General features: G+C 76.5%; 27 protein-coding genes. 11 read left to right on the forward strand and 16 right to left on the reverse strand.

Annotated elements, in window-relative coordinates:
* Positions 1–152: 152 nt before the first annotated feature.
* Positions 153–1,016 carry a PAC2 family protein gene (locus ACI79Z_RS14565; RefSeq protein WP_387989633.1) on the forward strand — a complete coding sequence of 288 codons (864 nt, stop codon included), beginning with the start codon at positions 153–155 and terminating at the stop codon, positions 1,014–1,016.
* 178 nt (positions 1,017–1,194) lie between these two features.
* On the opposite strand, the gene ACI79Z_RS14570 is transcribed toward ACI79Z_RS14565, so the two are convergent.
* From ACI79Z_RS14570 to ACI79Z_RS14590, 5 genes are all read right to left on the reverse strand, one after another.
* The gene (locus ACI79Z_RS14570) at positions 1,195–2,226 is read right to left on the reverse strand and encodes an HD domain-containing protein (protein WP_387989630.1); all 1,032 of its coding nucleotides are present in this window, start codon (positions 2,224–2,226) and stop codon (positions 1,195–1,197) included.
* Positions 2,226–3,488, reverse strand: a complete 1,263-nt coding sequence (gene mshC, locus ACI79Z_RS14575; protein ID WP_387989627.1) for a cysteine--1-D-myo-inosityl 2-amino-2-deoxy-alpha-D-glucopyranoside ligase — start codon at positions 3,486–3,488, stop codon at positions 2,226–2,228. Before mshC ends, ACI79Z_RS14570 begins: the two co-directional genes overlap by 1 nt.
* An 80-nt stretch (positions 3,489–3,568) precedes the next feature.
* Positions 3,569–5,089 (reverse strand): glycerol kinase GlpK, encoded by a 1,521-nt coding sequence (gene glpK / locus ACI79Z_RS14580; protein ID WP_456903023.1) that lies wholly within the window; start codon positions 5,087–5,089, stop codon positions 3,569–3,571.
* Positions 5,090–5,181: 92 nt separating this feature from the next.
* A complete protein-coding gene (locus tag ACI79Z_RS14585; protein ID WP_387989621.1) occupies positions 5,182–5,907 on the reverse strand; it encodes an MIP/aquaporin family protein in 726 nt (241 codons plus the stop codon).
* 156 nt (positions 5,908–6,063) lie between these two features.
* Positions 6,064–7,809: a glycerol-3-phosphate dehydrogenase/oxidase gene (locus ACI79Z_RS14590; protein WP_387989619.1), complete on the reverse strand. Its 1,746-nt coding sequence runs from the start codon at positions 7,807–7,809 to the stop codon at positions 6,064–6,066.
* A 180-nt stretch (positions 7,810–7,989) separates the two neighbouring features.
* Here ACI79Z_RS14590 and ACI79Z_RS14595 point away from each other — a divergent pair, with 180 nt between their 5' ends.
* Both ACI79Z_RS14595 and ACI79Z_RS14600 read left to right on the forward strand, forming a co-directional pair.
* Positions 7,990–8,973, forward strand: coding sequence for a sugar-binding transcriptional regulator (locus ACI79Z_RS14595; protein ID WP_387989616.1), 984 nt, complete (start codon positions 7,990–7,992; stop codon positions 8,971–8,973).
* A 41-nt stretch (positions 8,974–9,014) separates the two neighbouring features.
* Positions 9,015–9,731 carry a maleylpyruvate isomerase family mycothiol-dependent enzyme gene (locus tag ACI79Z_RS14600; protein ID WP_387989613.1) on the forward strand — a complete coding sequence of 239 codons (717 nt, stop codon included), beginning with the start codon at positions 9,015–9,017 and terminating at the stop codon, positions 9,729–9,731.
* A 34-nt stretch (positions 9,732–9,765) separates the two neighbouring features.
* On the opposite strand, the gene ACI79Z_RS14605 is transcribed toward ACI79Z_RS14600, so the two are convergent.
* Genes ACI79Z_RS14605 through ACI79Z_RS14620 form a run of 4 tightly spaced genes read right to left on the reverse strand, consistent with a single transcriptional unit; the run spans position 9,766 to position 12,651 of the window.
* Positions 9,766–10,509, reverse strand: coding sequence for an SCO1664 family protein (locus tag ACI79Z_RS14605; RefSeq protein WP_456903024.1), 744 nt, complete (start codon positions 10,507–10,509; stop codon positions 9,766–9,768).
* A 16-nt stretch (positions 10,510–10,525) separates the two neighbouring features.
* A complete protein-coding gene (locus tag ACI79Z_RS14610; RefSeq protein ID WP_387989607.1) occupies positions 10,526–11,077 on the reverse strand; it encodes a DUF3090 family protein in 552 nt (183 codons plus the stop codon).
* Between the two features lie 35 nt (positions 11,078–11,112).
* On the reverse strand, positions 11,113–11,799 hold the full coding sequence (locus tag ACI79Z_RS14615) for a histidine phosphatase family protein (protein ID WP_387989604.1): 687 nt from the start codon (positions 11,797–11,799) through the stop codon (positions 11,113–11,115).
* Positions 11,800–11,817: 18 nt separating this feature from the next.
* Positions 11,818–12,651 carry an undecaprenyl-diphosphate phosphatase gene (locus ACI79Z_RS14620; RefSeq protein WP_387989601.1) on the reverse strand — a complete coding sequence of 278 codons (834 nt, stop codon included), beginning with the start codon at positions 12,649–12,651 and terminating at the stop codon, positions 11,818–11,820.
* A 177-nt stretch (positions 12,652–12,828) separates the two neighbouring features.
* On the opposite strand from ACI79Z_RS14620, the gene ACI79Z_RS14625 reads away from it, so the two are divergent.
* Together ACI79Z_RS14625 and ACI79Z_RS14630 are read left to right on the forward strand one after the other, a co-directional pair.
* A complete protein-coding gene (locus tag ACI79Z_RS14625) occupies positions 12,829–13,809 on the forward strand; it encodes an aldo/keto reductase (protein ID WP_387989598.1) in 981 nt (326 codons plus the stop codon).
* Between the two features lie 11 nt (positions 13,810–13,820).
* A complete protein-coding gene (locus ACI79Z_RS14630) occupies positions 13,821–15,782 on the forward strand; it encodes an AAA family ATPase (protein WP_456903025.1) in 1,962 nt (653 codons plus the stop codon).
* A 25-nt stretch (positions 15,783–15,807) separates the two neighbouring features.
* On the opposite strand, the gene ACI79Z_RS14635 is transcribed toward ACI79Z_RS14630, so the two are convergent.
* Together ACI79Z_RS14635 and ACI79Z_RS14640 are read right to left on the reverse strand one after the other, a co-directional pair.
* Positions 15,808–16,578: a DUF2470 domain-containing protein gene (locus ACI79Z_RS14635; protein ID WP_456903026.1), complete on the reverse strand. Its 771-nt coding sequence runs from the start codon at positions 16,576–16,578 to the stop codon at positions 15,808–15,810.
* A gap of 64 nt (positions 16,579–16,642) precedes the next feature.
* On the reverse strand, positions 16,643–17,131 hold the full coding sequence (locus ACI79Z_RS14640; protein WP_387989590.1) for a hypothetical protein: 489 nt from the start codon (positions 17,129–17,131) through the stop codon (positions 16,643–16,645).
* Between the two features lie 116 nt (positions 17,132–17,247).
* Between ACI79Z_RS14640 and surE the strand changes: the two genes are divergently transcribed.
* The gene (gene surE, locus ACI79Z_RS14645) at positions 17,248–18,015 is read left to right on the forward strand and encodes a 5'/3'-nucleotidase SurE (RefSeq protein ID WP_456903027.1); all 768 of its coding nucleotides are present in this window, start codon (positions 17,248–17,250) and stop codon (positions 18,013–18,015) included.
* On the opposite strand, the gene ACI79Z_RS14650 is transcribed toward surE, so the two are convergent.
* Positions 17,991–18,263 (reverse strand): hypothetical protein, encoded by a 273-nt coding sequence (locus tag ACI79Z_RS14650; protein ID WP_456903028.1) that lies wholly within the window; start codon positions 18,261–18,263, stop codon positions 17,991–17,993. The two genes, surE and ACI79Z_RS14650, sit on opposite strands and share 25 nt — an antisense overlap.
* Before the next feature lie 49 nt (positions 18,264–18,312).
* Positions 18,313–18,576, reverse strand: a complete 264-nt coding sequence (locus ACI79Z_RS14655; protein ID WP_387989581.1) for a hypothetical protein — start codon at positions 18,574–18,576, stop codon at positions 18,313–18,315.
* 121 nt (positions 18,577–18,697) lie between these two features.
* Between ACI79Z_RS14655 and ACI79Z_RS14660 the strand changes: the two genes are divergently transcribed.
* The 4 genes from ACI79Z_RS14660 to ACI79Z_RS14675 all read left to right on the forward strand — a co-directional run bounded on the left by ACI79Z_RS14660 (position 18,698) and on the right by ACI79Z_RS14675 (position 21,607).
* Positions 18,698–18,898 (forward strand): DUF5703 family protein, encoded by a 201-nt coding sequence (locus tag ACI79Z_RS14660; RefSeq protein ID WP_387989578.1) that lies wholly within the window; start codon positions 18,698–18,700, stop codon positions 18,896–18,898.
* 71 nt (positions 18,899–18,969) lie between these two features.
* Positions 18,970–19,554 (forward strand): TetR/AcrR family transcriptional regulator, encoded by a 585-nt coding sequence (locus ACI79Z_RS14665; RefSeq protein WP_387989576.1) that lies wholly within the window; start codon positions 18,970–18,972, stop codon positions 19,552–19,554.
* Between the two features lie 11 nt (positions 19,555–19,565).
* The gene (locus ACI79Z_RS14670; protein WP_456903029.1) at positions 19,566–20,840 is read left to right on the forward strand and encodes a nucleotide disphospho-sugar-binding domain-containing protein; all 1,275 of its coding nucleotides are present in this window, start codon (positions 19,566–19,568) and stop codon (positions 20,838–20,840) included.
* Positions 20,841–20,863: 23 nt separating this feature from the next.
* The gene (locus ACI79Z_RS14675; RefSeq protein ID WP_387989570.1) at positions 20,864–21,607 is read left to right on the forward strand and encodes a hemerythrin domain-containing protein; all 744 of its coding nucleotides are present in this window, start codon (positions 20,864–20,866) and stop codon (positions 21,605–21,607) included.
* A gap of 42 nt (positions 21,608–21,649) precedes the next feature.
* Here ACI79Z_RS14675 and ACI79Z_RS14680 read toward each other — a convergent pair whose 3' ends face one another.
* Genes ACI79Z_RS14680 through ACI79Z_RS14690 form a run of 3 tightly spaced genes read right to left on the reverse strand, consistent with a single transcriptional unit; the run spans position 21,650 to position 24,171 of the window.
* Positions 21,650–22,603 (reverse strand): NADPH:quinone oxidoreductase family protein, encoded by a 954-nt coding sequence (locus ACI79Z_RS14680; RefSeq protein ID WP_456903030.1) that lies wholly within the window; start codon positions 22,601–22,603, stop codon positions 21,650–21,652.
* 55 nt (positions 22,604–22,658) lie between these two features.
* Positions 22,659–23,465, reverse strand: coding sequence for an SDR family oxidoreductase (locus ACI79Z_RS14685; protein WP_387989565.1), 807 nt, complete (start codon positions 23,463–23,465; stop codon positions 22,659–22,661).
* 7 nt (positions 23,466–23,472) lie between these two features.
* The gene (locus tag ACI79Z_RS14690) at positions 23,473–24,171 is read right to left on the reverse strand and encodes an aspartate/glutamate racemase family protein (RefSeq protein ID WP_456903031.1); all 699 of its coding nucleotides are present in this window, start codon (positions 24,169–24,171) and stop codon (positions 23,473–23,475) included.
* 81 nt (positions 24,172–24,252) lie between these two features.
* Here ACI79Z_RS14690 and ACI79Z_RS14695 point away from each other — a divergent pair, with 81 nt between their 5' ends.
* Positions 24,253–25,125: a LysR family transcriptional regulator gene (locus tag ACI79Z_RS14695; protein ID WP_387989560.1), complete on the forward strand. Its 873-nt coding sequence runs from the start codon at positions 24,253–24,255 to the stop codon at positions 25,123–25,125.
* Positions 25,126–25,130 lie beyond the last annotated feature (5 nt).

Here is a 25,130-nt window from a genome sequence, read left to right on the forward strand (position 1 = left end):
TCGGGGTGCGTTCGGAACGGTGCCGGGATCTCCTGTGCGAGCGTGCCCGACACCGACGCCGGGTGGTCCGGGGAGCAACCCGGGACGTCCGGGACATCTTCCCATCCCGCGCCACCCCGGTCGGGCGGCCCGACCGACGTAGGCTCGCAGGGGTGATCGACCCGAAGTCCGCTCCCGAGGACCTGCCCCAGCTGAACCGGCCGGTGGCGGTGGTCGCCTTCGAGGGCTGGAACGACGCCGGGGACGCCGCCACCGGGGCGCTCGAGCACCTGGAGCTCATCTGGGACGCCACCCCCCTCGCGGCGCTCGACCCCGAGGACTACTACGACTTCCAGGTCAACCGGCCCACCGTCTCGCTCGTGGGCGGGGTGAGCCGGCGCGTCGAGTGGCCGACGACGCGCATCTCCGTGGCCCGCCCGCCGGGCAGCGACCGCGACGTCGTCCTGATCCGCGGGATCGAGCCCAACATGCGCTGGCGCGGGTTCTGCGCCGAGCTGATCGAGCTGTGCGAGGAGCTCGGCGTCCAGACGGTGGTGGCGCTGGGCGCCCTGCTCGCCGACACCCCGCACACCCGGCCCACCCCGGTCTCCGGCTCGGCCTACGACCAGGAGTCCGCGCGCACCTACGGTCTGGAGACCTCCCGCTACGAGGGACCCACCGGCATCCTCGGCGTCTTCCAGGACGCGTGCGTGCAGGCCGGCCTGCCGGCGGTGAGCTTCTGGGCGGCGGTCCCCCACTACGTCTCCCAGCCGCCCTCGCCGCGGGCCACCGTCGCGCTGCTGCAGCGGGTCGAGGAGGTGCTGGAGCTGGCGGTGCCGCTCGGCGCGCTCCCCCAGCAGGCCGACGACTGGGTGAAGACCGTCGACGAGATGGCGCAGGAGGACGCCGAGGTCGTCGAGTACGTGCGCTCGCTGGAGGAGCGCGCCACCGAGACCGACCTGTCCCAGGCCGACGGCGACCAGATCGCCCGCGAGTTCGAGCGCTACCTCCGCCGCCGCGGCTCCTCCCCCAACTGAGCGCCCCCTCCCGGCAACCGACTCCGCCCGCGGCGGCGCCCACCGTCCGTTAGCGCACCAGAGTTGGGGATAACGGTCGCGGCGACGGCCGTGCGGGCGTTCCCCGTGCCCTGGCGGTGCTGCCCGCCCGGCAGGGCACGAGGGAACCCGGCGACGGCCCGCTCCCCGGGCCGCACGGTCACTCGCGGCGCAGCAGCGGGGCCATGCGGGCGGCGGCGTCGTCGCCGAAGAGCCGGTCGTGGGTGGCCAGCGCGTACCGGTCGGTCATCCCCGAGACGTAGTCGACGACCTGGGTGACGACATCGGCCTCGGTGTCCCGGTAGGACGCCGGGATGAGGCCGGGCGCGGCGAGGTGGTGGTCGACCAGCCGCCGGATGACGTCGACCGCCAGCTGCTTCTGCCCCGCGGCGGTCTCGGACAGGTAGACCCGCCGGAACATGAAGGTCCGCAGCTCGTCCATCGCGGCCAGCGGCTCGTCGGCCATGACCACCGCGCCGCCGTCGGCCAGGGAGCCGGCGACGACGGCGTCGACCATCGCGCCCACCATCGCGCTGCCCGGCTCGCCGAACAGCTCGCAGGCACGGGCGGGCAGGTCGGGCACGCGCAGCACCCCGGCGCGGACGGCGTCGAGCGCGTCGTGGGAGAGGTAGGCGATCCGGTCGGCGTACCGCACGCACTCCCCCTCGCGCGTGGCCGGCGGCGGGGTGATCTTCCAGCTGTGCGCGCGGATGCCGTCGCGCACCTCCCAGGTGAGGTTCAGGTGCTCCAGCACCTCGACGATCCGCACCCCCTGCGCCGCGTGGTGCCACCCGCCGGGGACGTAGGGGTCGAACGCGTCCTCGCCGATGTGGCCGAACGGCGAGTGGCCGACGTCGTGGCCCAGCGCGATCGCCTCGGCGAGGGTCTCGTTCAGTCCCAGTGCGCGGGCGATGGCCCGGGCGACCTGGGTGACCTGCAGCGTGTGGGTGAGCCGGGTGACGAAGTGGTCGCCGTCGGGGTTGAGGAAGACCTGGGTCTTGTGCTTGAGCCGGCGGAAGGCCTTGGCGTGCAGGATGCGGTCGCGGTCCCGCTCGAAGGCGGTGCGCAGCCGGTCCTCGGGCTCGTCGACGGCGCGGCCGCGGGTGGCCGCCGACCGGGCCGCGGCCGGGGCGAGGCCCTGCTCCTCCCGCTCGCGCGTGGCGCGGTCGGTGAAGCAGAAGCCCCCGCCCATCAGCCCTCCTGCAGCGCGGTGTCGAGCTCGATCCCGAGCAGCGCGTCGACGGCGTCGGCCACCACCGCGGGGGCGCCGTCGTCGCTCTCGCCCTCCCCGGCCAGCGTGGCGGCCGCCCAGGCGTCGACGGCGGCGATCGCGCCGGGGCTGTCGAGGTCGTCGGCCAGCCGCTCGCGCAGCGCGGCCAGCACCGGTGCGGCGGGCGCGCCGGCGTCGCGGGCGGTGGCCCGCCGCCAGGTGGCCAGCCGCGCCTCGGCGGCGGACAGCAGGTCCGGCGTCCAGGCGCGGTCGGTGCGGTAGTGACCCGACAGCAGCGCCAGCCGGATCGCCATCGGGTCGACGCCCTCGCCGCGCAGCTTGGAGACGAACACCAGGTTGCCCCGGCTCTTGCTCATCTTCTCGCCGTCCAGGCCGATCATCGCCGCGTGCACGTAGGCCCGGGCGAACGGCTTGGTCCCGGTGAGCGCCTCGGCGTGGACGGCGGAGTACTCGTGGTGCGGGAACACCAGGTCGCTGCCGCCGCCCTGGACGTCGAAGCCCATGCCGATGGTGTCCAGCGCGATCGCGGCGCACTCGACGTGCCAGCCGGGCCGGCCGTCGATGCCGCGCGGGCCGGGCCACGACGGCTCGCCCTCCCGGGCGCCGCGCCACAGCAGCGGGTCGAGCCGGTTGCGCTTGCCCGGGCGGTCGGGGTCGCCGCCGCGCTCGGCGGACAGCGCGAGCATGGTGGCCTCGTCGTAGCCGGACTCCTCGCCGAAGCCCGGTGCCTGCGCCACGTCGTGGTAGACGTCGCCGGTGCCGTCGTCGAGGACGTAGGCCAGGCCCGCGTCCAGCAGGGTCTCCACGTGCGCGACGATCAGCGGGATCGCCGCGACCGCGCCGACGTAGTCCTCGGGCGGCAGCACCCGCAGCGCGGTCATGTCCTCGCGGAACAGCGCGGTCTCGCGCATGGCCAGGACGACCCAGTCCTCGCCGTCGCGCTCGGCGCGCTCGAGCAGCGGGTCGTCGATGTCGGTGACGTTCTGCACGTAGTGGACCGCGTGCCCGGCGTCCCGCCACACCCGGTTGACCAGGTCGAAGGCCAGGTAGGTGGCGGCGTGGCCGAGGTGGGTGGCGTCGTAGGGGGTGATCCCGCAGACGTACATCCGCGCCACGGCGTCGGGCTCGGTGTCCACGACCTGCCCGCGCGCGGTGTCGTAGAGCCGCAGGACCGGACCGGGGCCCGGGAGGGTCGGCAGGAGCGGGGCGGGCCAGCTGAGCACGTCAGCGAGCCTAGTTGCGCTCCCGGCGCGCCCGCGGGCGCCGTCCCTCCCTGGGGAACGGCGCCCGCGGGGCCGGTCGCCTACTGGTCGTCGTCGTCGTCGACCCACTCGAGGGTCCGGGTCACCGCCTTCTGCCACTTGCGGTAGTAGCGGTCGCGGGTGGCCTGGTCCATCTCCGGGCTCCACCGCTTGTCCTCGGCCCACTGGCTGGTGAGCTCGTCCTCGTCGGCCCAGAACCCGACCGCGAGGCCCGCGGCGTAGGCCGCGCCCAGCGCCGTCGTCTCGGCGATCTTCGGGCGGACGACGTCGACGCCGAGGATGTCGGCCTGGAACTGCATCAGCAGCTCGTTGACCACCATGCCGCCGTCGACCCGCAGCTCGGTGAGGGCCACCCCCGAGTCGGCGTTCATGGCGTCGACGACCTCGCGGGTCTGGTAGGCCGTGGCCTCCAGCACCGCCCGGGCCAGGTGGCCGCGGTTGACGTACCGGGTGAGCCCGACCAGCGCGCCGCGGGCGTCGGAGCGCCAGTGCGGGGCGAACAGGCCGGAGAACGCCGGCACGAAGTAGGCGCCGCCGTTGTCGTCCACCGACCGGGCCACCGCCTCGATCTCCCCGGCGCCGCCGATCAGGCGCAGGTTGTCCCGCACCCACTGCACCAGCGAGCCGGTGACGGCGATCGAGCCCTCCAGCGCGTACACGGGCTTGCGGCCGCCGATCTGGTAGCAGACCGTCGTCAGCAGGCCGTTGCGCGAGGACACCGCCTCCTCGCCGGTGTTGAGCAGCAGGAAGTTGCCGGTGCCGTAGGTGTTCTTGGCCATGCCCTTCTGGAAGCAGACCTGCCCGAAGGTGGCCGCCTGCTGGTCACCGAGCGAGCCGGCGATCCTCACGCCGGCCAGCGCGCCGGCCTTGCGGCCCTCGCCGTAGACCTCGGAGTTCGAGCGGATCTCCGGCAGCATCGACACGGGGATGCGCATGTCCGCGGCGATCGACTCGTCCCACGCCAGGGTGCTGTAGTCCATGAGCATGGTGCGCGAGGCGTTGCTGACGTCGGTGAGGTGCAGGCCGCCGTCGGTGCCGCCGGTCATCTGCCACAGCAGCCAGCTGTCGATCGTGCCCATGAGCAGGTCGCCGCGCTCGGCGCGCTCGCGGGCGCCCTCGACGTTGTCGAGGATCCAGGTCACCTTCGGGCCGGCGAAGTAGGTGGCCAGCGGCAGGCCGACCTTCTCCTTGTACCGGTCCGCTCCCCCGCCGAGCTCGCCGAGCTCGGTGACGATGCGGTCGGTGCGGGTGTCCTGCCAGACGATCGCGTTGTACACCGGCTCGCCGGTGGTCTTGTCCCACACGACGGTGGTCTCGCGCTGGTTGGTGATGCCGACGGCGGCGAGGTCGGAGCCGACCAGGTCGGCGCGGGCCAGCGCCTGCCCGACCACCTCGCGGACGTTGCTCCAGATCTCCAGCGGGTCGTGCTCGACCCAGCCGGCGCGCGGGAAGATCTGCGCGTGCTCCTTCTGGGCCACGGCGACGACGGCGCCGTCGTGGTCGAAGACCATGCAGCGGGTGCTGGTGGTGCCCTGGTCGATGGCGGCGATGTAGCTGCTCACGGTTCCTCCGGGTGCGACGGTGCAGGGGGACGGTGCAGGGGGACGGTGCAGGGGACGGGGGCGGACGGCCGGTGCGGGTGGCCGGCGGGCGGTCAGAAGCCCTGGGCGAGCAGGCCGGCCAGGGCACCGCCGACGAGCGGGCCGACGACGGGGACCCACGCGTAGCCCCAGTCGCTGCCGCCCTTCTTCGCGATGGGCAGCACGGCGTGCGCGATCCGCGGCCCCAGGTCGCGGGCGGGGTTGATCGCGTACCCGGTCGGTCCACCGAGCGAGTTGCCGATGCCGACGACCAGCAGGGCGACGGCGAGCGGCCCGATCTGGCTCGGCGTGTCACCGAACTTCAGGATGATGTAGACCAGCACGAAGGTGCCGATGGCCTCGGTGAGGGCGTTCCACGGGAGGCTGCGGATCGCCGGGCCCGTGGAGAAGGTCGCCAGGATCTCGCCGGGCTCGTCGTGCGCGGCGTAGTGCTTCTGGTAGGCGAGCCAGGCGACGACCGCGCCGAGGAACGCGCCGACGAACTCGCCGGCGAAGTAGACCAGGGTGCTGCCGAACGTGACGTCGACACCGGGGGCGTACTCGTCGGCCCCGAATGCCCACAGCCCGACGGTGACCGCCGGGTTGAGGTGGGCACCGCTGCGGTAGGCCGCGTAGACGCCGGCGAAGACGCCCAGGCCCCAGCCGAAGTTGATGAGCAGCCAGCCGCCGCCGTGCCCCTTGGAGTCGGTGAGCAGGACGTTGGCGACGACGCCGACGCCGAAGAGCAGCAGGATCGCGGTGCCGAGCACCTCGGAGAAGAAGACGGAGGTCAGTGACACGCTGAGACACCTCTCTGTGTCCGGTTGTGCCGTGATGGGGGCCCGCCCGGTCCGGGCGGGTGGTGCGGGGTGCCTGCCTCCACCTCCTTCGTGCGTGCTCTCGGTCTGCGGCCGGGCCGGCGGGACCGCTCGCCGGCCGGCTGCCTCAGGCGGGGCTCACGACGCGTCCGCGAAGGGCCGGATCTCCGGCGCCCGCAGCCGCGCCCGCTCGGCCGAGGTGTCGTCGGGCATGGCCTCGGCGGCGCGCTCGGCCTCCACCCGCGCCAGGTAGGTGCTGATCTCCCGCTCGCGCTGGGCGTCGTCCCAGCCGAGCAGCGGCGCCATGAGGTCGGCCGCGGCGCGGGCCGAGGCGGTGCCCCGGTCGGCCTGCTCGTAGGACAGCCGGGTGCGGCGGGTGAGCACGTCCTCCAGGTGCAGGGCACCCTCGGAGGTGACCGCGTAGACGACCTCGGCCGGCAGGTAGTCCGGCGCGCCCTCCAGCGGGCGCCCGAGCTCGGGGTCGGCGTCGACCAGGGCGAGGACCTCGTCGACCAGGCTGCCGTAGCGGTCGAGCAGGTGCTCCACGCGCTTCTCGGTCCAGCCGTGCGCGGCGGCGAGGTGCGCCTTGCGGTTCCAGCGGACCCGGTAGCCGTCGGCGCCCACCAGCGGCAGCTCCTCGGTGAGCGACTGGGGGATCGGCGCGTCGGGGTCCTCGCCGGGCGCCCGGTCGCGCAGGGCCATGTCGACGACGTCGCGGGCCATGACGCGGTAGGTCGTGTACTTGCCGCCGGCGATCATCGTCAGGCCCGGCCGCACGGTGGCGGCGGTGTGCTCGCGGGAGACCCGGGTGGTCCCCCCGGCCTCCTCGTCGACCGGCTGCAGCAGCGGGCGCAGGCCGGTGTAGACGCCGAGGACGTCGTCGCGGGTGAGCGGGCGTTCGAGCACCGCGTTGGCGTGGTCGAGCAGGTAGTCGACGTCCGCGGCTGAGGCGACCGGGTGGTCCTTGGTCAGGTCCCACGGGGTGTCGGTCGTGCCGATCACCCAGTGCGTCGGCCACGGGATGATGAACAGCACGCTCTTCTCGGTGCGCAGGATGAAGCCGTCCTCGCCGGCGATCGCCTCGCGCGGCACGGCGATGTGCACGCCCTTGGAGGCGCGCACGGTCAGGCCCTGGGCGCGGAAGAGCTCCTCCGTCTGGTCGGTCCACACCCCGGTGGCGCCGACGACGTGGCGGGCGCGGACGGTGATCTCGCGGCCGGTCTCGAGGTCCACCGCCCGCACGCCCGCGACGCGGCCGTCCTCCTCCAGGTAGCCGGTGACCTGGGTGCGGCTGGCGGCCAGCGCGCCGTGCCCGACCGCGGTGCGCACGAGCACCTGCACGAGGCGGGCGTCGTCGACCTTGGCGTCCCAGTAGCGGATGGCGCCGACGGCGACGTCGTCCCTCAGCGAGGGCGCGACCCGGCGCAGGCCCTTCTTCGACAGGTGCCGGTGCAGCGGCACGCCGTGGCCGTCGCGGCGGCCGAGGAGACCGCCGAGGGCGTCGTAGAGGGCGATGCCCGCGCCGATGTAGGCGCGCTCCCACACGCGGTGCCGGATCGGGTAGAGGAAGGGCACCGGGTGCACCAGGTGCGGGGCGAGCCGGCCGACGAGCAGGCCGCGCTCGTGCAGCGCCTCGCGGACCAGCGCGAAGTCGAGCATCTCCAGGTAGCGGAGCCCGCCGTGCACCAGCTTGCTGGCCCGGCTCGAGGTGCCCGAGGCCCAGTCGCGCTGCTCGAGCAGGCCGACCGTCAGGCCGCGGCTGGCCGCGTCGAGCGCGGCTCCGGCCCCGGTGACACCGCCGCCGATGACCAGGACGTCCAGCACGTCCCGGGACATGCGGTCGAGGGCGGAGGTGCGGACCTCGGGCGAGAGGGCTGTGGACACCGGGCACTCCTGGGGGTGGTGCGGGGGCGGTGCGGGGCGCCGGCGGGGTGCCGGCACCCGGGGACGAGGGTCAACCTGCACCCGTTGGCCGCGCAGGGCAACCACCTGCACGTCCGTGCACGGCGGCGTTAGCGTGGGAGCCGGACCGCGGGGTCGCCCGCGCCGGGAGGGAGCGGGACCGTGGCGGCCGACGAGGACCTCGAGCGGGTGGCCCGCCGGTACTGGCTGGACCGCGTGCGGATGGAGGACATCGCCGCCGAGGAGGGGGTCTCGCGGTCCACGGTGTCCCGGATGCTGGACGCCGCGCGGGCGCTCGGCATCGTCACCGTCTCGGTCAGCGCCGTGCACGGACGTGCAGCCTCGATGGCGAGCGAGCTCGGCGCACGGTACGGCGTGACGGCGCGCGTGGTCGCGGTGCCCGAGGACGCGCCCGACGTCGCCCGGCTGCAGCTGGTCGCCGGCCGGGCCGCGGCGGTCCTCGACGAGGCGATGGGCGACGGGATGACGCTCGGGCTGGCGTGGGGCACCACCACCAGCGCCGTGGGTCAGCACCTGCGGGCCCGGCCGCTGCGCGACGCGCACGTCGTCCAGCTCAACGGCGCGATGAACACCCACAGCAGCGGCGTCGGGTACGGCAGCGACGTGCTCGGCCGGTTCGGCACCGCCTGGGACGCGCAGGTGCACCACTTCCCCGTGCCGGCGTTCTTCGACCGGTCCGAGACCCGCCAGGCGATGTGGCGCGAGCGCAGCGTGCGCCGGGTGCTGGCGATCCAGCAGTCCGCCGACGTCGCGCTGTTCGGCGTCGGCGCGATGGCCGGCCCGGTGCCGAGCCGGGTCTGGGCGGAGGGCTACCTCGGCCCCGCCGACCGCGCCGACCTCGCCGCCGCCTCGGTGGTCGGCGACGTGTGCACCGTCTTCCTGCGCGGCGACGGGACCTGGGAGGGCATCCCGATCAACGCCCGCACCAGCGGCCTGGTCCCGCCGGCGCTGCGCCGCATCCCGCGGCGGGTGTGCGCGGTCGCCGGCGTCAACAAGGTCACGGCGCTGGCCGCGGCGCTGGCCGGCGGGCTGGTCACCGACCTGGTGCTCGACGAGCGCACCGCCGCGGCGCTGCTGCTGCGCCGCACCGCGCCCCGCCCGGTGCCCGCCCTGTGGGCCCGCTGACGGGCTAGCGTCGGGGCCCGTCCCCGCGCGAGGAGGCCGCGATGGAGCTGTCGGGCTACCTGCCGGTGCTGCGCCGCACCGACGCCCGGTTCGCCGACGCCGCCGCCGAGGCCGTGCTGGCCGGCGGCTGGACCGCCCCGGTGCCCGGGTGTCCCGGCTGGACGCTGGCCGACCTGGTGTGGCACCTCGGCGAGGTCCAGCACTTCTGGGCCTGGGTGGTGCGCACCCGCGCGCCCGACCCCGGCGGGTACGTGGCGCCGCGCCGCCGTCCCGACGACGAGCTGCTGGGCTGGGCGGCCGGGCAGTCCGCGGAGCTGGAGACCGCGCTCGCCGGCGCCGACCCCGCCGAGCGGGTGTGGACCTGGGCGCCCCGGCAGGACGTCGGCTTCGTGCTCCGGCGCCAGGTGCAGGAGGCCGTCGTCCACACCGTCGACGTCGAGCAGGTGCTCGGCGACGTGCGGCCCATCCCTCCCGACGTCGGCCTCGACGGCATCGACGAGTGGCTGGAGGTGATGGTGCCCGGCGCGCTGCCCGACGGCCCGCCCGAGGGGGCGCACCCGGTGGTGCTGCACGCCGTCGACGCCGGCGTCGAGCGGACGCTGTTCGCCGGCACCCGGCCCCAGCCGGTCGCCACGCTGCGCGGCACCGCCGGGGACCTGCTGCTGGCCTGCTGGCGGCGGGTGCCGCTGGAGGTGCTCACCGTCGACGGCGACGGCCTCCAGGCGGCCGCGATGATCGCCGCGGTCGACCTGTCCTGAACCCGGCACGGGCAACGGCCCGGCTGCCGGTGGGTCAGAAGGGGGGCCAGGGCAGCGCGGGCCAGTCCCCCGACGGCTCGGGGTGCACCTGGGTGCGCAGCAGCTCGGCCACCCGCTGCTGCGTGCACCGGACCTCGCGGCGGGTCAGGTGCTCGTGCAGCGCCTCGCCGAGGTCGCCGCGCAGGTCGTCGGCCAGCCGCTCGAGCACCGCGAGCGCCTCCAGCAGCAGCGGCTTGCCCGCCCAGCGCCACAGCAGGGTGCGCAGCTTCGGGTCGCTCGAGAAGCAGATGCCGTGGTCGACGCCGTACACGTGGCCCGACGGCGTCGGGATGATGTGCCCGCCCTTGCGGTCGGCGTTGTTGACCACGGCGTCGAACACCGCCATGCGGCGCAGCCCCGGGTGGTCCGAGCGCACGAACGCGGCCAGGTCGACGTCGGGGTCGCCGTCGACCCACAGCTGCACCATGCCGGGGCCGAACGGGCCCTCCCGCAGCACGGTGGGCGGGACGACGTCCCACCCGGTGGCCTCGCTGACCAGCGCCGCCGACACCTCGCGGCCGGCGAGGGTGCCGTCGGGGAAGTCCCACAGCGGCCGCTCGCCGGCGACCGGCTTGTAGACGCACTCGGCCTCGAGCGTGCCGGTGCGGACGGTGCCGAACAGCGTCACGTTGCTCGCGTCGAGCATGCGGCCCTCGACGTCGATCTCGCCCTCGCGCAGCAGGGCGCGCGCCTCGGCGGCGCCGGCCGGGGCGCGGAGGTCCTCCGCGGGCTCGCTCATCGCCGTCGTCCGCGGATCAGCGGCGGTAGCCGTTCTGCCGGGGGCAGACGTGCCCGGTCGGGTCCAGCGGCAGCGAGCACAGCGGGCACGAGGGCCGGCCGGCGGCGACGACGCGGCGGGCGCGGGCCACGAAGGAGCGGGCGGCGCCGGGGGTGATGGTCACCCGCAGCGCGTCGGGGCCCTCCTCGGCGTCGGACAGGATCGCGTCCTCGTCGACCGGCTCGTCGGTGGCGGCCACGGCCTCGACGACCACCGCCTGCGCCTCGCCGTCCCAGGCCAGGCCCATGGCCGCGACGCGGAACTCCTCGTCGACGGGCGCGGTGAGCGGCTCGAGGTCGTCGACGTCGGCGGTGGCGGGGACGGCGGTGCCGGGGCGGGTGGCGATCTCGTCGAGCAGCTCGTCCATGCGCTCGGCGAGGACCTGCACCTGCGACTTCTCCAGCGCGACGCTGACCACGCGCCCCTCGGCGTCGGACGCCTGCAGGTAGAAGGTGCGGTCCCCGGGCTGGCCCACCGTGCCGGCGACGAACCGGGACGGGCGGTCGAAGCGGAAGACCTGGCGAGGCACGCGCCCAGGTTACGCGGGGAGGCGGACGGTTGCGTTCAGGTCGTGGCCGCCCCGGCGCCGCCGCCCACCACGGCGTCGGAGTCGGTCGAGCCCTCCTTCGGGAGGAGCGCGGCGACGTCGCCGCCGGTGTCGTTCATCCGGACGACGAAGGGCCGGGTCTCGGTGTAGGTGACCACCGAGATCGACGCCGGGTCGACGACGATCCGCTGGAAGGCGTCCAGGTGCAGGCCGAGGGCGTCGGCGAGGACGGCCTTGATGACGTCGCCGTGGCTGCACGCCAGCCACACCGCGTCGGGCCCCAGCCGGGCGTTCCACTCGCGGACCGCGGCCACCGCGCGGGCCTGGGTCTGCGCCAGCCCCTCCCCCTCCGGGCCCGGGAAGACCGCGGCGGAGGGGTGCTGCTGCACCACCTTCCACATCGGCTCCTCGGCCAGCTCCTTCAGCGGCCGGCCGGTCCAGTCGCCGTAGCGGGCCTCGCCGAGCCGGTCGTCGGACCGCAGCTCCAGGTCGCGGCCGGCGAGGACGGCCTCGGCGGTCTGCCGGCAGCGCTCCAGCGGGCTGCTGACCACCGCGGCCAGCGGCACCGGCGCCAGCCGCCGGCCCACCGCGGCCGCCTGCTCCTGCCCGGTCTCGTCGAGCCGCACGCCCGGGGTCCAGCCGGCCAGCACGCCGCCGGCGTTCGCCGTCGTCCGGCCGTGCCGCAGGAGGATGACGGTGGTCACGACGCCCGAGCCTAGGCGCTAGCGCGGGGCGAGCACCCCCACGCCGACCAGCGCCAGCAGCGCCAGGCCGAGCACCACGCGGTAGACGACGAACGGCGTGAACGTGCCGCGGTCGAGGTAGCGCAGCAGCCAGGCGATCACCGACAGGCCGACGCCGAACGCGATGACCGTGGCCAGGACCGTCGGCCCCCAGGAGACGGTCTCCCCCGCGACGTCGCCGGTGAGCGCCTCGTACACCTGGAAGAAGCCCGACCCGAGCACCGCCGGGATCGCCAGCAGGAACGAGTACCGGGCGGCGGCCGCGCGGGTGTAGCCGAGGAACAGGCCCATGGTGATCGTGCCGCCGGAGCGGGACACGCCGGGGACCAGCGCCATCGCCTGCGCCAGCCCGAACAGCAGCCCGTCGCGGACGCTGAGGTCGGCGAGCTCGCGCTTCTTCCGGCCGACCCGGTCGGCCCAGTACAGGACCAGCGAGAACGCGACCAGCGAGATGGCCACGATCCGCAGGTCGCGGAACGTCGTCTCGATGTCGTCCTGGAACAGCAGGCCGAGCACGACGATCGGCACGCTGCCGACGATGATCAGCCAGCCCATGCGGGCGTCGGCGTCCGAGCGGCGCGTCCGGTCGACCAGGGCCCGCACCCAGGCGACGACGATCCGCGCGATGTCCTTGCGGAAGTAGAGGAGCACCGCGGCCTCGGTGCCGATCTGCGTGATCGCGGTGAACGCCGCGCCCGGGTCACCCCAGCCCGCGGCCTCCCCGACGACGCGCAGGTGCGCGCTGGAGGAGATCGGCAGGAACTCCGTCAGCCCCTGCACCAGCCCCAGGACGACGGCCTCGAACCACCCCACGGGCGCTCAGCCCCGGGTTCCGGGGGTCGGGCGGGACGCGGTGCGCGGGTTCCGTCGGAGCACGGGAGGACAGCCTAGGTCGGCCCGCCGGGGCCGGCCCGGCACCACGCGGGTCGCCGTCCTCACACCGCCGCGCCCACCGGCCGCTGTCGGCCCGCGACGGTAGGTTGGCCGGTCGTGGAACAACGGGCGCTGGGACGCAGCGGCCTGGTCGTCTCCCGGCTGGCGCTGGGCACCATGACCTGGGGCCGGGACACCGACGAGGACGAGGCGGCGCTGCAGCTCACCGCGTTCGTCGACGCCGGCGGCACGCTCGTCGACACCGCCGACGTCTACTGCGACGGCGACAGCGAGCGCACGCTGGGCCGGCTGCTGGCCGACGTCGTCCCGCGGTCGGAGGTGCTGGTCGCGACCAAGGCCGTGGGCCGCACCGGGCCGGGGCCGCTGGGCCGCGGCGCCTCCCGCGGGCACCTGCTGGCCGCGCTCGACGCGTCGCTGGCCCGCCTGGGCGTCGACCACGTGGACCTGTGGCAGCTGCACGCCTGGGACGACCACACCCCCGTCGAGGAGACCCTCGCCGCCTGCGACACCGCCGTGGCCAGCGGCCGGGTGCGGTACGTCGGGGTGAGCAACTACACCGGCTGGCAGACCGCGCAGGCCGCCACCTGGCAGCGCGCCTGGCCCGGCCGCGCGCCGCTGGTGAGCACCCAGGTCGAGTACTCGCTGCTGCAGCGCGGCGTCGAGCGGGAGGTCGTGCCCGCCGCCGAGGCGCTCGGGCTCGGGGTGCTCGCCTGGTCCCCGCTGGGCCGGGGGCTGCTCACCGGCAAGTACCGGGCCGCGACGCCGGAGGGCTCGCGGGGCGCCTCGCCGCAGTGGGCCGGGTTCATCGACGACCTGCGCTCGGCCACCGCCGACCGGATCGTGGAGGCCGTGGTCACCGCCGCCGACGGCCTGGGCACCACCCCGCTGGCGGTGGCGCTGGCCTGGGTGCGCGACCGCCCCGGCGTCGCCGCGCCCGTCGTCGGCGCCCGCACCGCCGTCCAGTTGCAGGCCTCGCTCGACGCCGAGAGCGTCCGGCTGCCCGCGGCCATCCGCACGGCGCTGGAGGACGTCTCCGCGCCGCACTTCTCCTACCCGGACCAGCGCACCGCCCGATGACGACGACCTCCGTGAGCACCGCACCCGCCCCCGACCCCGTCTTCGCCGCCTTCGTCGCCGCCGGCCTGTGGCCGGGCCTGGGCAAGCGGGCGGCCGCCGAGCTGCCCGCGGCCGGCATCACCTCCCCGGACGACGTCACCGCCGCGAAGCTGCTGAAGATGCCGCGGGTCGGCAAGCAGCGCGCCGAGCGGCTGTTCTCCTCGTTCCTGGCAGCAGGGCCCACCTACGGCGTGGTCGAGCTGCTGGTGCGGGCCGGGCTGGAGGCGAAGCTGGCGTCCTCGGCCGCCGATGCCCTGGGAGAGGACGCCGCGCGGCGGCTGCGCGACGACCCGTGGGCGCTGCTGGGTCTGCACGGCGTCAGCCTCACCGACGCCGACCGGCTGGCGATCTCGCTGCTGCCCGGCGCCGACCGGCAGGACTCCCGGCGCGGCCGCGCGATCGTCGTCATGACCCTGCGCACGGCCGGCCGCGACGGGCACACCGTGCTGCCCGCCGACCTGGTCGTCGCCGCACTGCGCGCCGAGGGCGTCACCGACCCGGCGGCGGCGATCGTGGCGGCGGTCGAGTCCGGCGAGGTGCTCGACCACGAGCCGCCGGAGCCGGAGTGGGACGAGTCCTCCGACAGCGATCCTGACGCCGAGCCGCCCGAGCCCGACCCGGCGCTGCGGATGCTGTCGCTGGCCCGGTTCGGCATGGCCGAGGAGGCCGTCGCCGAGGGCGTGGCCCGGCTGGCCGCCACCGCCGAGCGGATCGCCGACCCGGCCGCCGTCCGCTCGGTGTCCAAGGGCCTCGACGAGGCGCAGAAGCAGTCCGTGGCGCAGGTGCTCGGCGCCGGGGTCTCGCTGCTCACCGGCGGCCCGGGCACCGGCAAGAGCCGCACCGTGGCCGCCGTCGTGCGCCTGCTGCGGGCCAAGGGCACCGAGGTCGCGCTGGCCGCCCCCACCGGCCGGGCGGCCAAGCGGCTGGAGGAGCTCACCGACCACCCCGCGGTCACCGTGCACCGGCTGCTCGGCGCGCAGGGCTTCGGCGGCGGGTTCGCCCGCAACGAGGAGTGGCCGCTCGACGCCGACGTCGTCGTGGTGGACGAGGCGTCGATGCTCGACGTCGAGCTGACCGCGGCGCTGATCGAGGCCTGCCCCGACGGCACCCACCTGCTGCTGGTCGGCGACCCCGCCCAGCTGCCCTCGATCGGCCCCGGCCACGTGCTCGGCGACCTCATCGACTCCGGCGTCGTCCCGGTGACCGAGCTGACCACGCTCTACCGGCAGGCCGAGGGCGGCGCGATCGCCCGGCTGGCGTCGGCGGTGCGCACCGGGCAGCTGCCGCCGGTGGACTCCCCCGACCGCGAGGTCGTCGTCGTGCCCGCCGCCGGCAGCGGCGAGGCGGCCCGGCGGGTGGTGCAGCTGGTCACCGACTCGATCCCGCGGGCGCTGGGGATCGACCCGCGCAACGTGCAGGTCGTGACGCCGGTGCACCGCGGGCCGGCCGGGACGATCGAGCTGAACAAGGCGCTCAAGGAGCGGCTCAACCCCGGCGACGGCACGGTGTTCGGCTTCGACGTCGGCGACCGGGTGGTGGCCACCGCCAACCACCTCGACCTCGAGCCGATCGGGTTCGCCAACGGGGAGGTCGGCGTGGTCACCGGCACCGGTGAGGGCTCGCTGACCGTCGACTTCTCCTCGGGCCCGGTGACGGTGACCGGGGACGCGCTGCCCGACCTGCGGCACGGGTGGGCGATCACCGTGCACCGGGCGCAGGGGTCGGAGTGGCCGGGCGTCGTCGTGGTGCTGCCGCCGGAGGCGGGCGGGATGCTGTCGCGGCCGCTGGTCTACACCGCGCTCACCCGTGCGCAGCAGCACCTGTCGATCGTGCACGCGTCCGGCGCGGCGCTGGCGCGGGCGGTGCGGGAGGTCGACGTCCGCCCGCGGCGCACCCGCCTGGCCCGGCTGCTGCGCGAGAACCTGGACGCCTGAGCGCCGCCTGCCGCGCGAGAGCGTGCTAGTCGCGGCGGGTGAGGCCGGCGCGGAGGGCGCACAGCAGCTGGGACGTCGCCGCGCGCAGCTGGCCGGGGCAGGTCAGCGGCCGCGGGAACGGCACCCGGACGTCGCGGTGCCCGCCCGGCCGCTCCACCCGCAGCCGGTAGCCGAACCGGTCGATGCCCAGCGGGCGCACGGTCTCCCCCGGCCCGGCCGGCACGCGGCTGCGCAGGACGGCGAGCACGTCGGGGTGGTCGCGGTCGAGGTGCTGCAGCATCCGCGCCTCGACGGCGGCGAGCGGGTCGGGGCGGGCGGCGGCGAACCCGCCCGGCGAGACCTCGGTGCAGGCGTCGCCCTCGCGCAGCACGACCTCGGCGAGGTCCAGGCGCAGCAGCGTGGCCGACGTCCCGACGTCGAGCAGCGCGCCCTCGGGCCGGACCTCGGCGAAGGCGACCGCGGCCGCCCGCCGGTCGACCTCGGGCACCGGGGTCAGCCAGCCGGCCAGCCACAGGGTCGCCCGCACCGGGTCGCGCAGCGGCACCGGCGCGCGGTCGCTGACCATGAGCAGGGCCGAGACCTCCCGGTCCGGCGCGCCGTCGAGGGCGGCGGTGACCTCGCCGTCGGCGGGGACCAGCACGAGCACCTGCCCGGCGGCGGTGGTGGCGTGCGCGAGGGGACGGCTCGGCTCGCGGCCGGCGACGCACAGCGCCGCGGCGCGGCGGGTCGCGGCGGTGCGGGCCCGTTCGGGGGCGCCGGCGACGGAGAGCGCCGGAGAACCCGGGCAGGTGGTCATGGCTCCCCCTCGAGACGACGGTAAGGGAAGCCTAACCACACCCACCGGCGGAGGGAAGCGGGCGTCATCCCCCGTTGGCGGCGCGCGCCCGCCGCAGGTTGCGCCGGACCGTCGCCGGGAGCAGCGCCAGGTTGGCGACCGCCCCGGCGGCGAGCAGCACCAGCAGGTGGACCACCGCGCCGGCGTCGAGGACGACGGCCAGCACCACCGCGGCCAGCAGGCACAGCCCGGCCAGGCCGAGGACGACGGAGGCCGCGCGGTCGCGACCGGCGTGCGCGGCGTGCTGCCCGTCGAGGACGGTCAGCGTGGTGCCGGCCCAGTCCGCGGCCGCCGGCCGCAGCCGCGCGTCGTCGACCGGCCGGCCGCGGGTCACCGCCGTCTGCACGGTGTCGGCCTCGGCGCCGCTGAGCCCGTGCCGGGCGACCACCTCGGCGCGCAGGTCGCGGGTGCCCGGGCCGCGCAGGTCCGCCCAGAACCGGCGGCCGGCGAGCGACCAGGCCAGCAGCGGCAGCACGAGCGCGACGAGGAGCAGGAACACCAGTACGAGGGGCACCCGGCGAGCATGCCGGGCGTCCGCCCGCCCCGGGGCGCGGCCGTCCCGGACGGGGACGCGTGTGCGCGGCGCCTCCGCGGGGCACGGGGGCGCCGTCCGGACCGGGAGGGGGCCGCGTGCACGCGCTGGTGACCAACGACGACGGGATCGACAGCCCGGGGGTGCACCTGCTGGCCCGCGTGGCGGCGGAGGCGGGCCTGGAGGTGACGCTGGCCGCGCCCGACCAGGACCACAGCGGGTCCAGCGCGTCGATGACCGCGCTGCTGCACGGCAACCGGCTGGCGGTCCGGGAGCGCCGGCTGCCCGGCGTGGGCGCCGTCCGCGCCCTCGCCGTCGGGGCCTCCCCCGCGCTCATCGCCTTCGCCGGGGCGCGCGGCGCGTTCGGGCCGCGGCCGGACGTCGTGCTCTCCGGCGTCAACCGGGGCCCCAACACCGGGACGGCGGTGCTGCACTCGGGCACCGTGGGCGCCGCGCTGACCGGCACCCTGCACGGGCTCCCCGGCCTGGCGGTGTCGCTGGCCGGCAGCGCCGACCCGGCCGCGGAGCACGCGTGGGCCACCGCCGAGGAGGTCACCCGCCGGGCGCTGCGGTGGACCCTCGGGCTCGCGCCGGGGCCGGTGGTGGTCAACGTCAACGTCCCCGACGTCCCGCCGGAGCGGCTGCGCGGGCTGCGCGCGGCCCGGCTGGCGCCCTTCGGCGCGGTGCAGGTCGAGGTCGGCGAGACCGGCGCGGACTTCGTGGCGCTCACCTTCCGCGAGAGCCCCGACGGGCCGGCCCCGGGCACCGACGACGCCCTGCTGCGGGAGGGGTGGGCCACGGTGACCCTGCTGCGGCCGCCCGCCGAGGCGCCCGGGGCGGACTACCCGGGGCTCGACGGCGCCTGAGCCTCCCCGAGCGCTGCGGCCGGGTCGCCGGCGCCGGTGGGCGGGCAGACCCGGTCCAGGGCGGCGGCGCCCCCAGGGGCGCGCAGGACGGCGTCGCGGTCGGTGAGGTCGGCGGGGACGGCGTCCCCGTGGTCGCGCAGCCCGCCGTCGAGCCGCGCGGGGTCGCGCGGCAGGACCCGCGGCCGGACGCCGGCCTGCACCAGCAGCCGCGTCAGCCGCGGGCCGACGTCGCCGGTGGGCGGAGTCACCACGACCGCGGTGCCGGGGGTCCGCTCGCCCCCATTGACGATCCCCCGGTCAGGCGGTGCGGTCGTCGTCGTCGAAGGGGACGTCCGCCTCCTGCTCCAGCACGTCGGCCTCGTTGGCGTCGACGTCGCCGACCGGGCGCAGCGGGCCGGCCGAGCCCGGCGCGGTCGACAGCTGCTGCTCCAGCGCGTCGGCCTCGTTGGCGTCGAGGTCGCCGACCGGTCCCGCGTCGCCGGCCCCGGCGGGGGCCACGGGCTCGAGGAGGGCCTCCTGCTCGGCGCGGTCGGCGTCGGTGGCGGAACCGGGATCGGTCACGTCGTCCTCCCTCGGGTGCGGATCGGGTCGCCGTCCATCCTGCCGCCCGTCCCCCGCGGCGGCAGTCCGGGGACCGGCGCCCGGGTGACCGGCAGGTGTCCACCGTGGCAACATCGGGCGGGTGAACGCCGCCGACTGGGAGTACGCGCCGCTGCGGATCCCCCCGGGCACGTCCCGTTCCGCAGCGGCGACCATGTTGAGCCTCCAATCCGACGTCGGCGGGTGGGAGCTGGCCCGCCTCCAGCTGCACGCGGACGGCACCCGCAAGGTCGTCCTGCGGCGCCGCGCGCGGCTGTCCTACCTGCCGATGCCGGTCACCTGACGCCGACTCCCGTTTGAGTCGACGTCAAGAACTCGCTTGACCACAGGTCAAACGAGGGCCACGCTCTGCCTGTGACGCAGAGCACGTCGGGGGCGCGGGCGGGAGCCGTCGAGCGCACCCGGGAGCGCGTCCTCGCCGTGGCCCGCGACCGCTTCGTGGACCGGCCCTACGACGAGGTCCGCATCGCCGAGGTCGCCGCGACCGCGGGCGTGACCCAGCAGACGCTGCTCAACCACTTCCGGTCCAAGGAGGGGTTGTTCCTCGCCGTCGCCGAGGTGCTGCGGCCCGAGGTCGAGGCGCTGCGCGGCCGGGTGGTCCCCGGGGACGTCCCCGGGTTCGTCCGCGGGCTGATGCGCCAGTACGAGGCGCTCGGCGACGCCAACGTCCGCCTCGAGGCGGTGGCCGAGCGCATCGCCGACCTCGCCGAGGCGGTCGCGCGCGCCCGCGCCCACCACCGCGCGCTGCTCGAGCAGGCCTTCGCCGCGGACCTGCCGGACGAGCCGCGGGCGCGCCGCCGCGCCCTGGCCGCGCTCTACGCGGTCACCGACGTCCACACGTGGAAGCTCCTGCGCCGCGACCTCGGCCACTCCCGCGCCGAGACCACGGCGGTCCTCACCCACCTGCTCCGGGCCGCCCTCGCGACGGCCCCGTCCTGAGGAGGCGTGCCGTGCACGTCCAGGTCGCGCTGTGGGACGGCGGCGGCACCGTGCCGGCAGAGGTGGGGGTCGTCCGGCGGCTGGTGTCCCGGGGCCACTCGGTCAGCGTCCTGGGCGATCCCACGCTGGAGCCCGAGGTCCGCGCGGCCGGCGCCGCGTTCCACCCCTGGCGGCAGGCGCCGCACCGCCGGTCCGCGGCCGACCGGGACCTGGTCGACGACACGGCCTGCCGGACGCCGCTGCAGGTGCTCGACCGGCTGCTCACCCGGGTCGTCACCGGCCCCGCCGCCGCCTACGCCGCCGAGGTCCGGGCGGCGCTGGCGGCGCGGCCCGCCGACGTGCTCGTGGCCAGCGGGGTGCTCATGGGCGCGCTGGTGGCCGCGGAGGCCTCGGGGACCCCGTCCGTGGCGCTCTGCCCCAACGCCTACAACCGGCCCACGCCGGACCTGCCGCCGTTCGGGTCGGGCCTGCCCCCGGCGCGCGGGCCCCTGGGCCGGGCGCGCGACCGGTCGCTGCACCCCCTGGTCCGGCGCGCGTGGGACCGGGGCCTCCCCGACCTCGACGCCGCCCGCGCCGGGCTCGGCCTCGCCCCGCTGCGCGACGTGTGGGAGCAGTGGGACCGCGCCGCGCGGGTCCTCGTGCTCACCTCCGCGGCCTTCGACCTGCCCGCGCGGCTGCCGCCGAACGTGCGGCACGTCGGGCCGGTGCTCGACGACCCGGTCTGGGCGGCGCCGGTCGAGCCGCCGCCCGGGGACGGGCCGCTGGTGGTCGTGGGGTTCTCCAGCACCTACCAGGCCCAGGAGGACGTGCTGCGCCGCGTCGGGGTCGCCCTCGGCCGCCTGCCGGTGCGCGCCGTCGTCACCACCGGCCCGATGGTGGACCCCGCGTGCGTCCCGCGGACCGGCGGTGTCGTGGTGGTGCGCTCGGCGGCACACGCCCCGCTGTTCGCGGCCGCCGACGTCGTCGTCACCCACGCCGGGCACGGGACGCTGCTGAAGGCCCTCGCGGCCGGCGTCCCCGCGCTGTGCCTGCCCATGGGCCGCGACCAGCGGGACAACGTGGTCCGGGCCCGGCGGCACGGTGCGGTCCTGGGCCTCCGGCCGGGCGCCTCACCCGACCGGATCGCGGCCGCCGTGCGGCGGCTGCTCGCCGATCCCCGCTACCGGCGCGGCGCCCGGTCGCTCGGCGCCCGGATCCGCGCCGAGGCCGCCGGCTCCCCGCTGGTCGACGAGATCGAGCGCAGCGCCGGGACCGGCACCTCCGACGACCGGCGGACGCCGGCCTGACCCCTCACCCACCGGAGGACGCCATGTCCACCACCACCCTGGCCCCGCAGCGACCCGCCCCCGGCCGGCTCCGCCTCCCCGGCCAGGCCGACGCGCCGGACGGCCCGGTCGACCTCACCCTCATGTGGGTGATGCACCACGGCTTCCGCCGTGACCTCGCCGCCTTCGGCCGCGCGGTCGAGCGCACGCCGCTCGAGGACCGCCGGACGTGGGAGCTGCTGCGCCGGCGCTGGGACTACTTCGCCTCGGTCCTCCACCACCACCACACCGGGGAGGACGCGGGGCTGTGGCCCCTGCTGCTCGAGCGGGCGGCCGCGGCCGGGGACGCGGAGGGCCGGGCGATCCTGGAGGCGATGGCGGCGGAGCACGCGGCGATCGACCCGCTGCTCGGGGAGTGCTCGCACGGCTTCGCGCGGCTGGCGGGCGTGGCCGACGGGCCCGCGCGGGAGGCGCTGGCCGCGGCCGTCGCGGCCGCCCGCGTCCACGTCGACCGGCACCTGGCCCACGAGGAGCGCGACGGCATGCGGGTGCTGCAGGACCACCTGCAGCCGGCCGACTGGGAGTGGGTCGGCGCCCGGTTCTTCGACACCGCGTACACCACCCCGCGGCTGCTGGAACTGGTCGCCTGGGTCCTGCACGAGATGCCCCCGGAGGGCGTGGCCGCCCTGGAGCGGCAGGAGCGCGGCCGGGCCCTCGTGGCCGTCTGGCGCCTCGCCCTGCGGCGCCCGTTCCGGCGGCGGGAGCGGGCGGCCTTCCGCCACGCCTGACCCCGGTGCGCCGGGCGGTCCACGGCCGCCCGGCGCGGCCGGTCAGGGGACGAGCACGACCTTGCCGACGGTGCCGCGGTCGGCCAGCGCGGCCAGCGCCTGCGGCGCCCGGTCCAGCGGCAGGACCTGGCCGACGAGCGGGTCGATCGCGCCCGCGGTGACCAGCCGGACCAGCTCGTCGTGGGTCTGCCCGATCACGGCCGGGTCCTTCTTCTTGTACAGGCCCCAGTGCAGGCCGACGACGCTGTAGTTCTTGACCAGCGCGTGGTTGGCGGGCGCCTCGGGGATCCGCCCGCTGGTGAACCCGACGACGACCAGCCGGCCCTCGAAGGCGATGCACCTCCGTGACCTGTCGAACACGTCGCCGCCGACCGGGTCGTAGACGACGTCGGCACCCTCGCCGCCGGTGAGCTCCTTGACGACGGGGACGAAGTCCTCGGCCGTGTAGTCGACGACGCGGTCGGCGCCGAGCTCGCGGCACACCTCGACCTTGTGCGGGCCGCCGGCGGTGGCGATGACCCTGGCGCCGGCGGCCTTGCCGAGCTGGATCGCCGCCGACCCGACGCCGCCCGCGCCGGCGTGCACCAGCAGCCACTCCCCCGCCCGCAGGTGTGCCCGGCGGTGCAGGCCGACGTGGCCGGTCTGGTAGGTGATCCACAGCGCCGCGGCCTTCTCGTCGGACAGGCTGTCCGGCACCGGCCAGGCGTCGCGGGCGTCCATCAGCGCGTACTCGGCGAAGGCGCCGGGGCCGCCGGCCGGCGGGCCGATCACCCGCCGGCCGTCCTCGGTCTCCCCGCACAGCTCCATGCCGGGCGTGTAGGGCAGCGGCGGGCGCTCCTGGTACCTCCCCTGCGCCATGAGGACGTCGGGGAAGTTCAGCGCCGCCGCGCGGACCCGGACCTTGATCTGGCCCTCGGCCGGGGTCGGCTCCTCGACGTCCTCCAGCCGCATGACCTCCGAGGGGTCGCCGAGCTCGTGTACCCGCCATGCACGCATGCGCCGACCCTGCCAGAGGCCGGGGAACGGCGGTCACCGGCCCCGGCAGGAGCGGTCAGAGCATGGACGGCGGCCGCAGCGCCTCCGGGACGACGGCGGTCTCACCGGTCGCGGTCTTCGCGCTCGGCACGCCCTTGAACTTGTAGGGCACCGTGCCGACGCCGGGCTGGATGACGTACGCGGCGCCGGGCTCGCCCGACGTCCAGGCCATGACCATCGCGTCGGCGACCTCGGCGGCGGGGATGACCGGGAAGTCCGCGGCCTCGAACTCGTGGCGGATGCGGTCGATGATCGCGGTGTCGGCGAAGCCGGGGCAGATCGCGGTGATGGTGATGCCGTCGCGGGTCAGCCGCGGCGCCATCGACCGGACGAACGCGATCGCGCCGCCCTTGGCCACGCTGTAGCCGGGGTCGGTGGGCATCGGCGACAGGCCCGCCAGCGACGCCGTCACCACGATCGCCCCGCCGCCGGCCCGCTTGATCGCCGGGCGCGCGGCCTGCACGCCGTAGACGACGCCGAACAGGTCGATGTCGACCACGCGCATGAACTCGTCGAGGTCGAGGGCGTCGTCGCTCTTGGCGGCGGAGATGCCGGCGTTGAGGTAGGCGGCGTCGAGCCGGCCGTGCTCGGCCTCTACCTGCGCGACGACGGCCTCGTTGGCGGCGCGGTCGGTGACGTCGAGGGCGACGAAGTGCGCGCCGAGCTCCTCGGCCACCGACCGGTTGCGCTCGGAGTCGAGGTCGGCGGCGACGACGGTGACGTCCCGCTCGCGCAGCTTCTGCGTGAGGGCGCGGCCGAAGCCGCCGGTCCCTCCGGTGATCAGCGCGACGGAACCGGGGCCGGGAGGTGTGGGAGAGGTCACCCCGGCATCACACCACGGCGGCCGGGACGCCGAGCGCGAGGTCGACGGCGGCGGTCGCGTGCAGCCGGGCCGAGGGCAGGAGGGGCACCGCGGAGTCGTCCGGGCCCAGCAGCAGCTCGAGCTCGGTGCAGCTCAGCGCCACCGCCTGCGCCCCGCGCCCGGCGAGCCGGGCCACCACGGCGCGCAGCTCGGCGCGGGTGCCGTCGGAGAGCACGCCGCGGCACAGCTCGCCGAAGATCGCGGCGTCGACGCGCGCGACGTCGTCGCCCGGCGGGGTGAGCACCGTCAGCCCCCGCGCCGCCAGGCGGTCCCGGTAGAACGGCTCGCGCACCGTGCCGGCGGCGCCGAGCAGGCCGACCACCGGCCCGGGCGCGGCCGCGGCCACCGCGTCGGCGATGTGCAGGAACGGCACCGTCAGGGCGGCCTCCACCGCCGGGGCCACCTTGTGCATGTAGTTCGTGCACAGCAACACGAGGCCGGCGCCGGCGTCCTCCAGCGCCCGCGCCTCGGCGGCGAGCAGGGCCGCGGCGTCGTCCCACCGGTCCTCCACCTGGCAGGCGCGCACGGCGCGGAAGTCGAGGCTGCGCACCAGCAGCGAGGCGCTGGCCAGCCCGCCGAGCCGGTCGCGGACCAGCTCGTTGACCACCCGGTAGTACAGCGCGGTCGACTCCCAGCTCATGCCGCCCAGCAGCCCGATCGTCCTCATGCGGTCAGGCTCCCCGGCGCCGAGCTCCCCCACCAGAGCGCGGGGTCGACCGGCCGACCCAAGCGCTGCTTTCATGTCGGCGTGGACTCCCGCCGGCTGCTGGTCTTCCGCGAGGTGGCGCACGCCGGCTCGCTCGCCGGCGCCGCGCGCGCCCTGGGCTGGACCCAGCCGGCGGTGAGCCAGCAGGTCCGGCGGCTGGAGGCCGAGACCGGGACCCCGCTGGTGGTGCGGGAGGGGCGCGGGGTGGCGCTCACCGAGGCCGGCCGGCGGCTGCTGCGCCACGCGGAGGCGATCGCCGACCGGCTGGCGGCGGCCGAGCAGGACGTGGCCGCGCTGACCGGGCTGGCCACCGGTGTCGTCCGGATCGCGGCCTTCCCGACCGCCGCCGCGGTGCTGGTCCCGCCGGCGCTGGCCGCGCTCCGGGAGCGGGCGCCGGCCCTGGAGGTCCACTTCACCGAGCTGGAGCCGCCGGAGGCCGAGGCGGCGGTCCGCGAGGGCGCCGCCGACCTGGCCGTCGTCTTCCGGCACGAGGACGACGGGGAGGACGTCCCCGGCGACCTGCTGCGCGAGCCGCTGTCCCGCCACGCCGTGCAGGCGGTCGTGCCCGCCGGCCGGCCGGCGCCCGCCCTGCTGGCCGACCTGCGCGACGAGCCGTGGATCGCCGGCTGCCCCCGCTGCCGCCGGCACCTGCTGCGCTGCGCGCGGCGGGCCGGGTTCTCCCCCGACGTCCGGTTCGCCACCGACGACCACGTCGTCGTGCAGCGGCTGGTCGCCCGCGGGCTCGGGGTGGCGCTGCTGCCGGCCTGGGCGCTGGCGATCAGCGCGCAGCCGGGCGTGGCCGCCGTCGACCTGCCCGACGTCGACGGGCGGGTGGTCGAGACCCTCGTCCGTCCCGACGCCCGGCGGGTGCCCGCGGTGGCCGCGGCGCTCGAAGCGCTTCGGGCCGCCCGCTGAACCGC

This window comes from Geodermatophilus sp. SYSU D00663 (genome assembly GCF_054050655.1).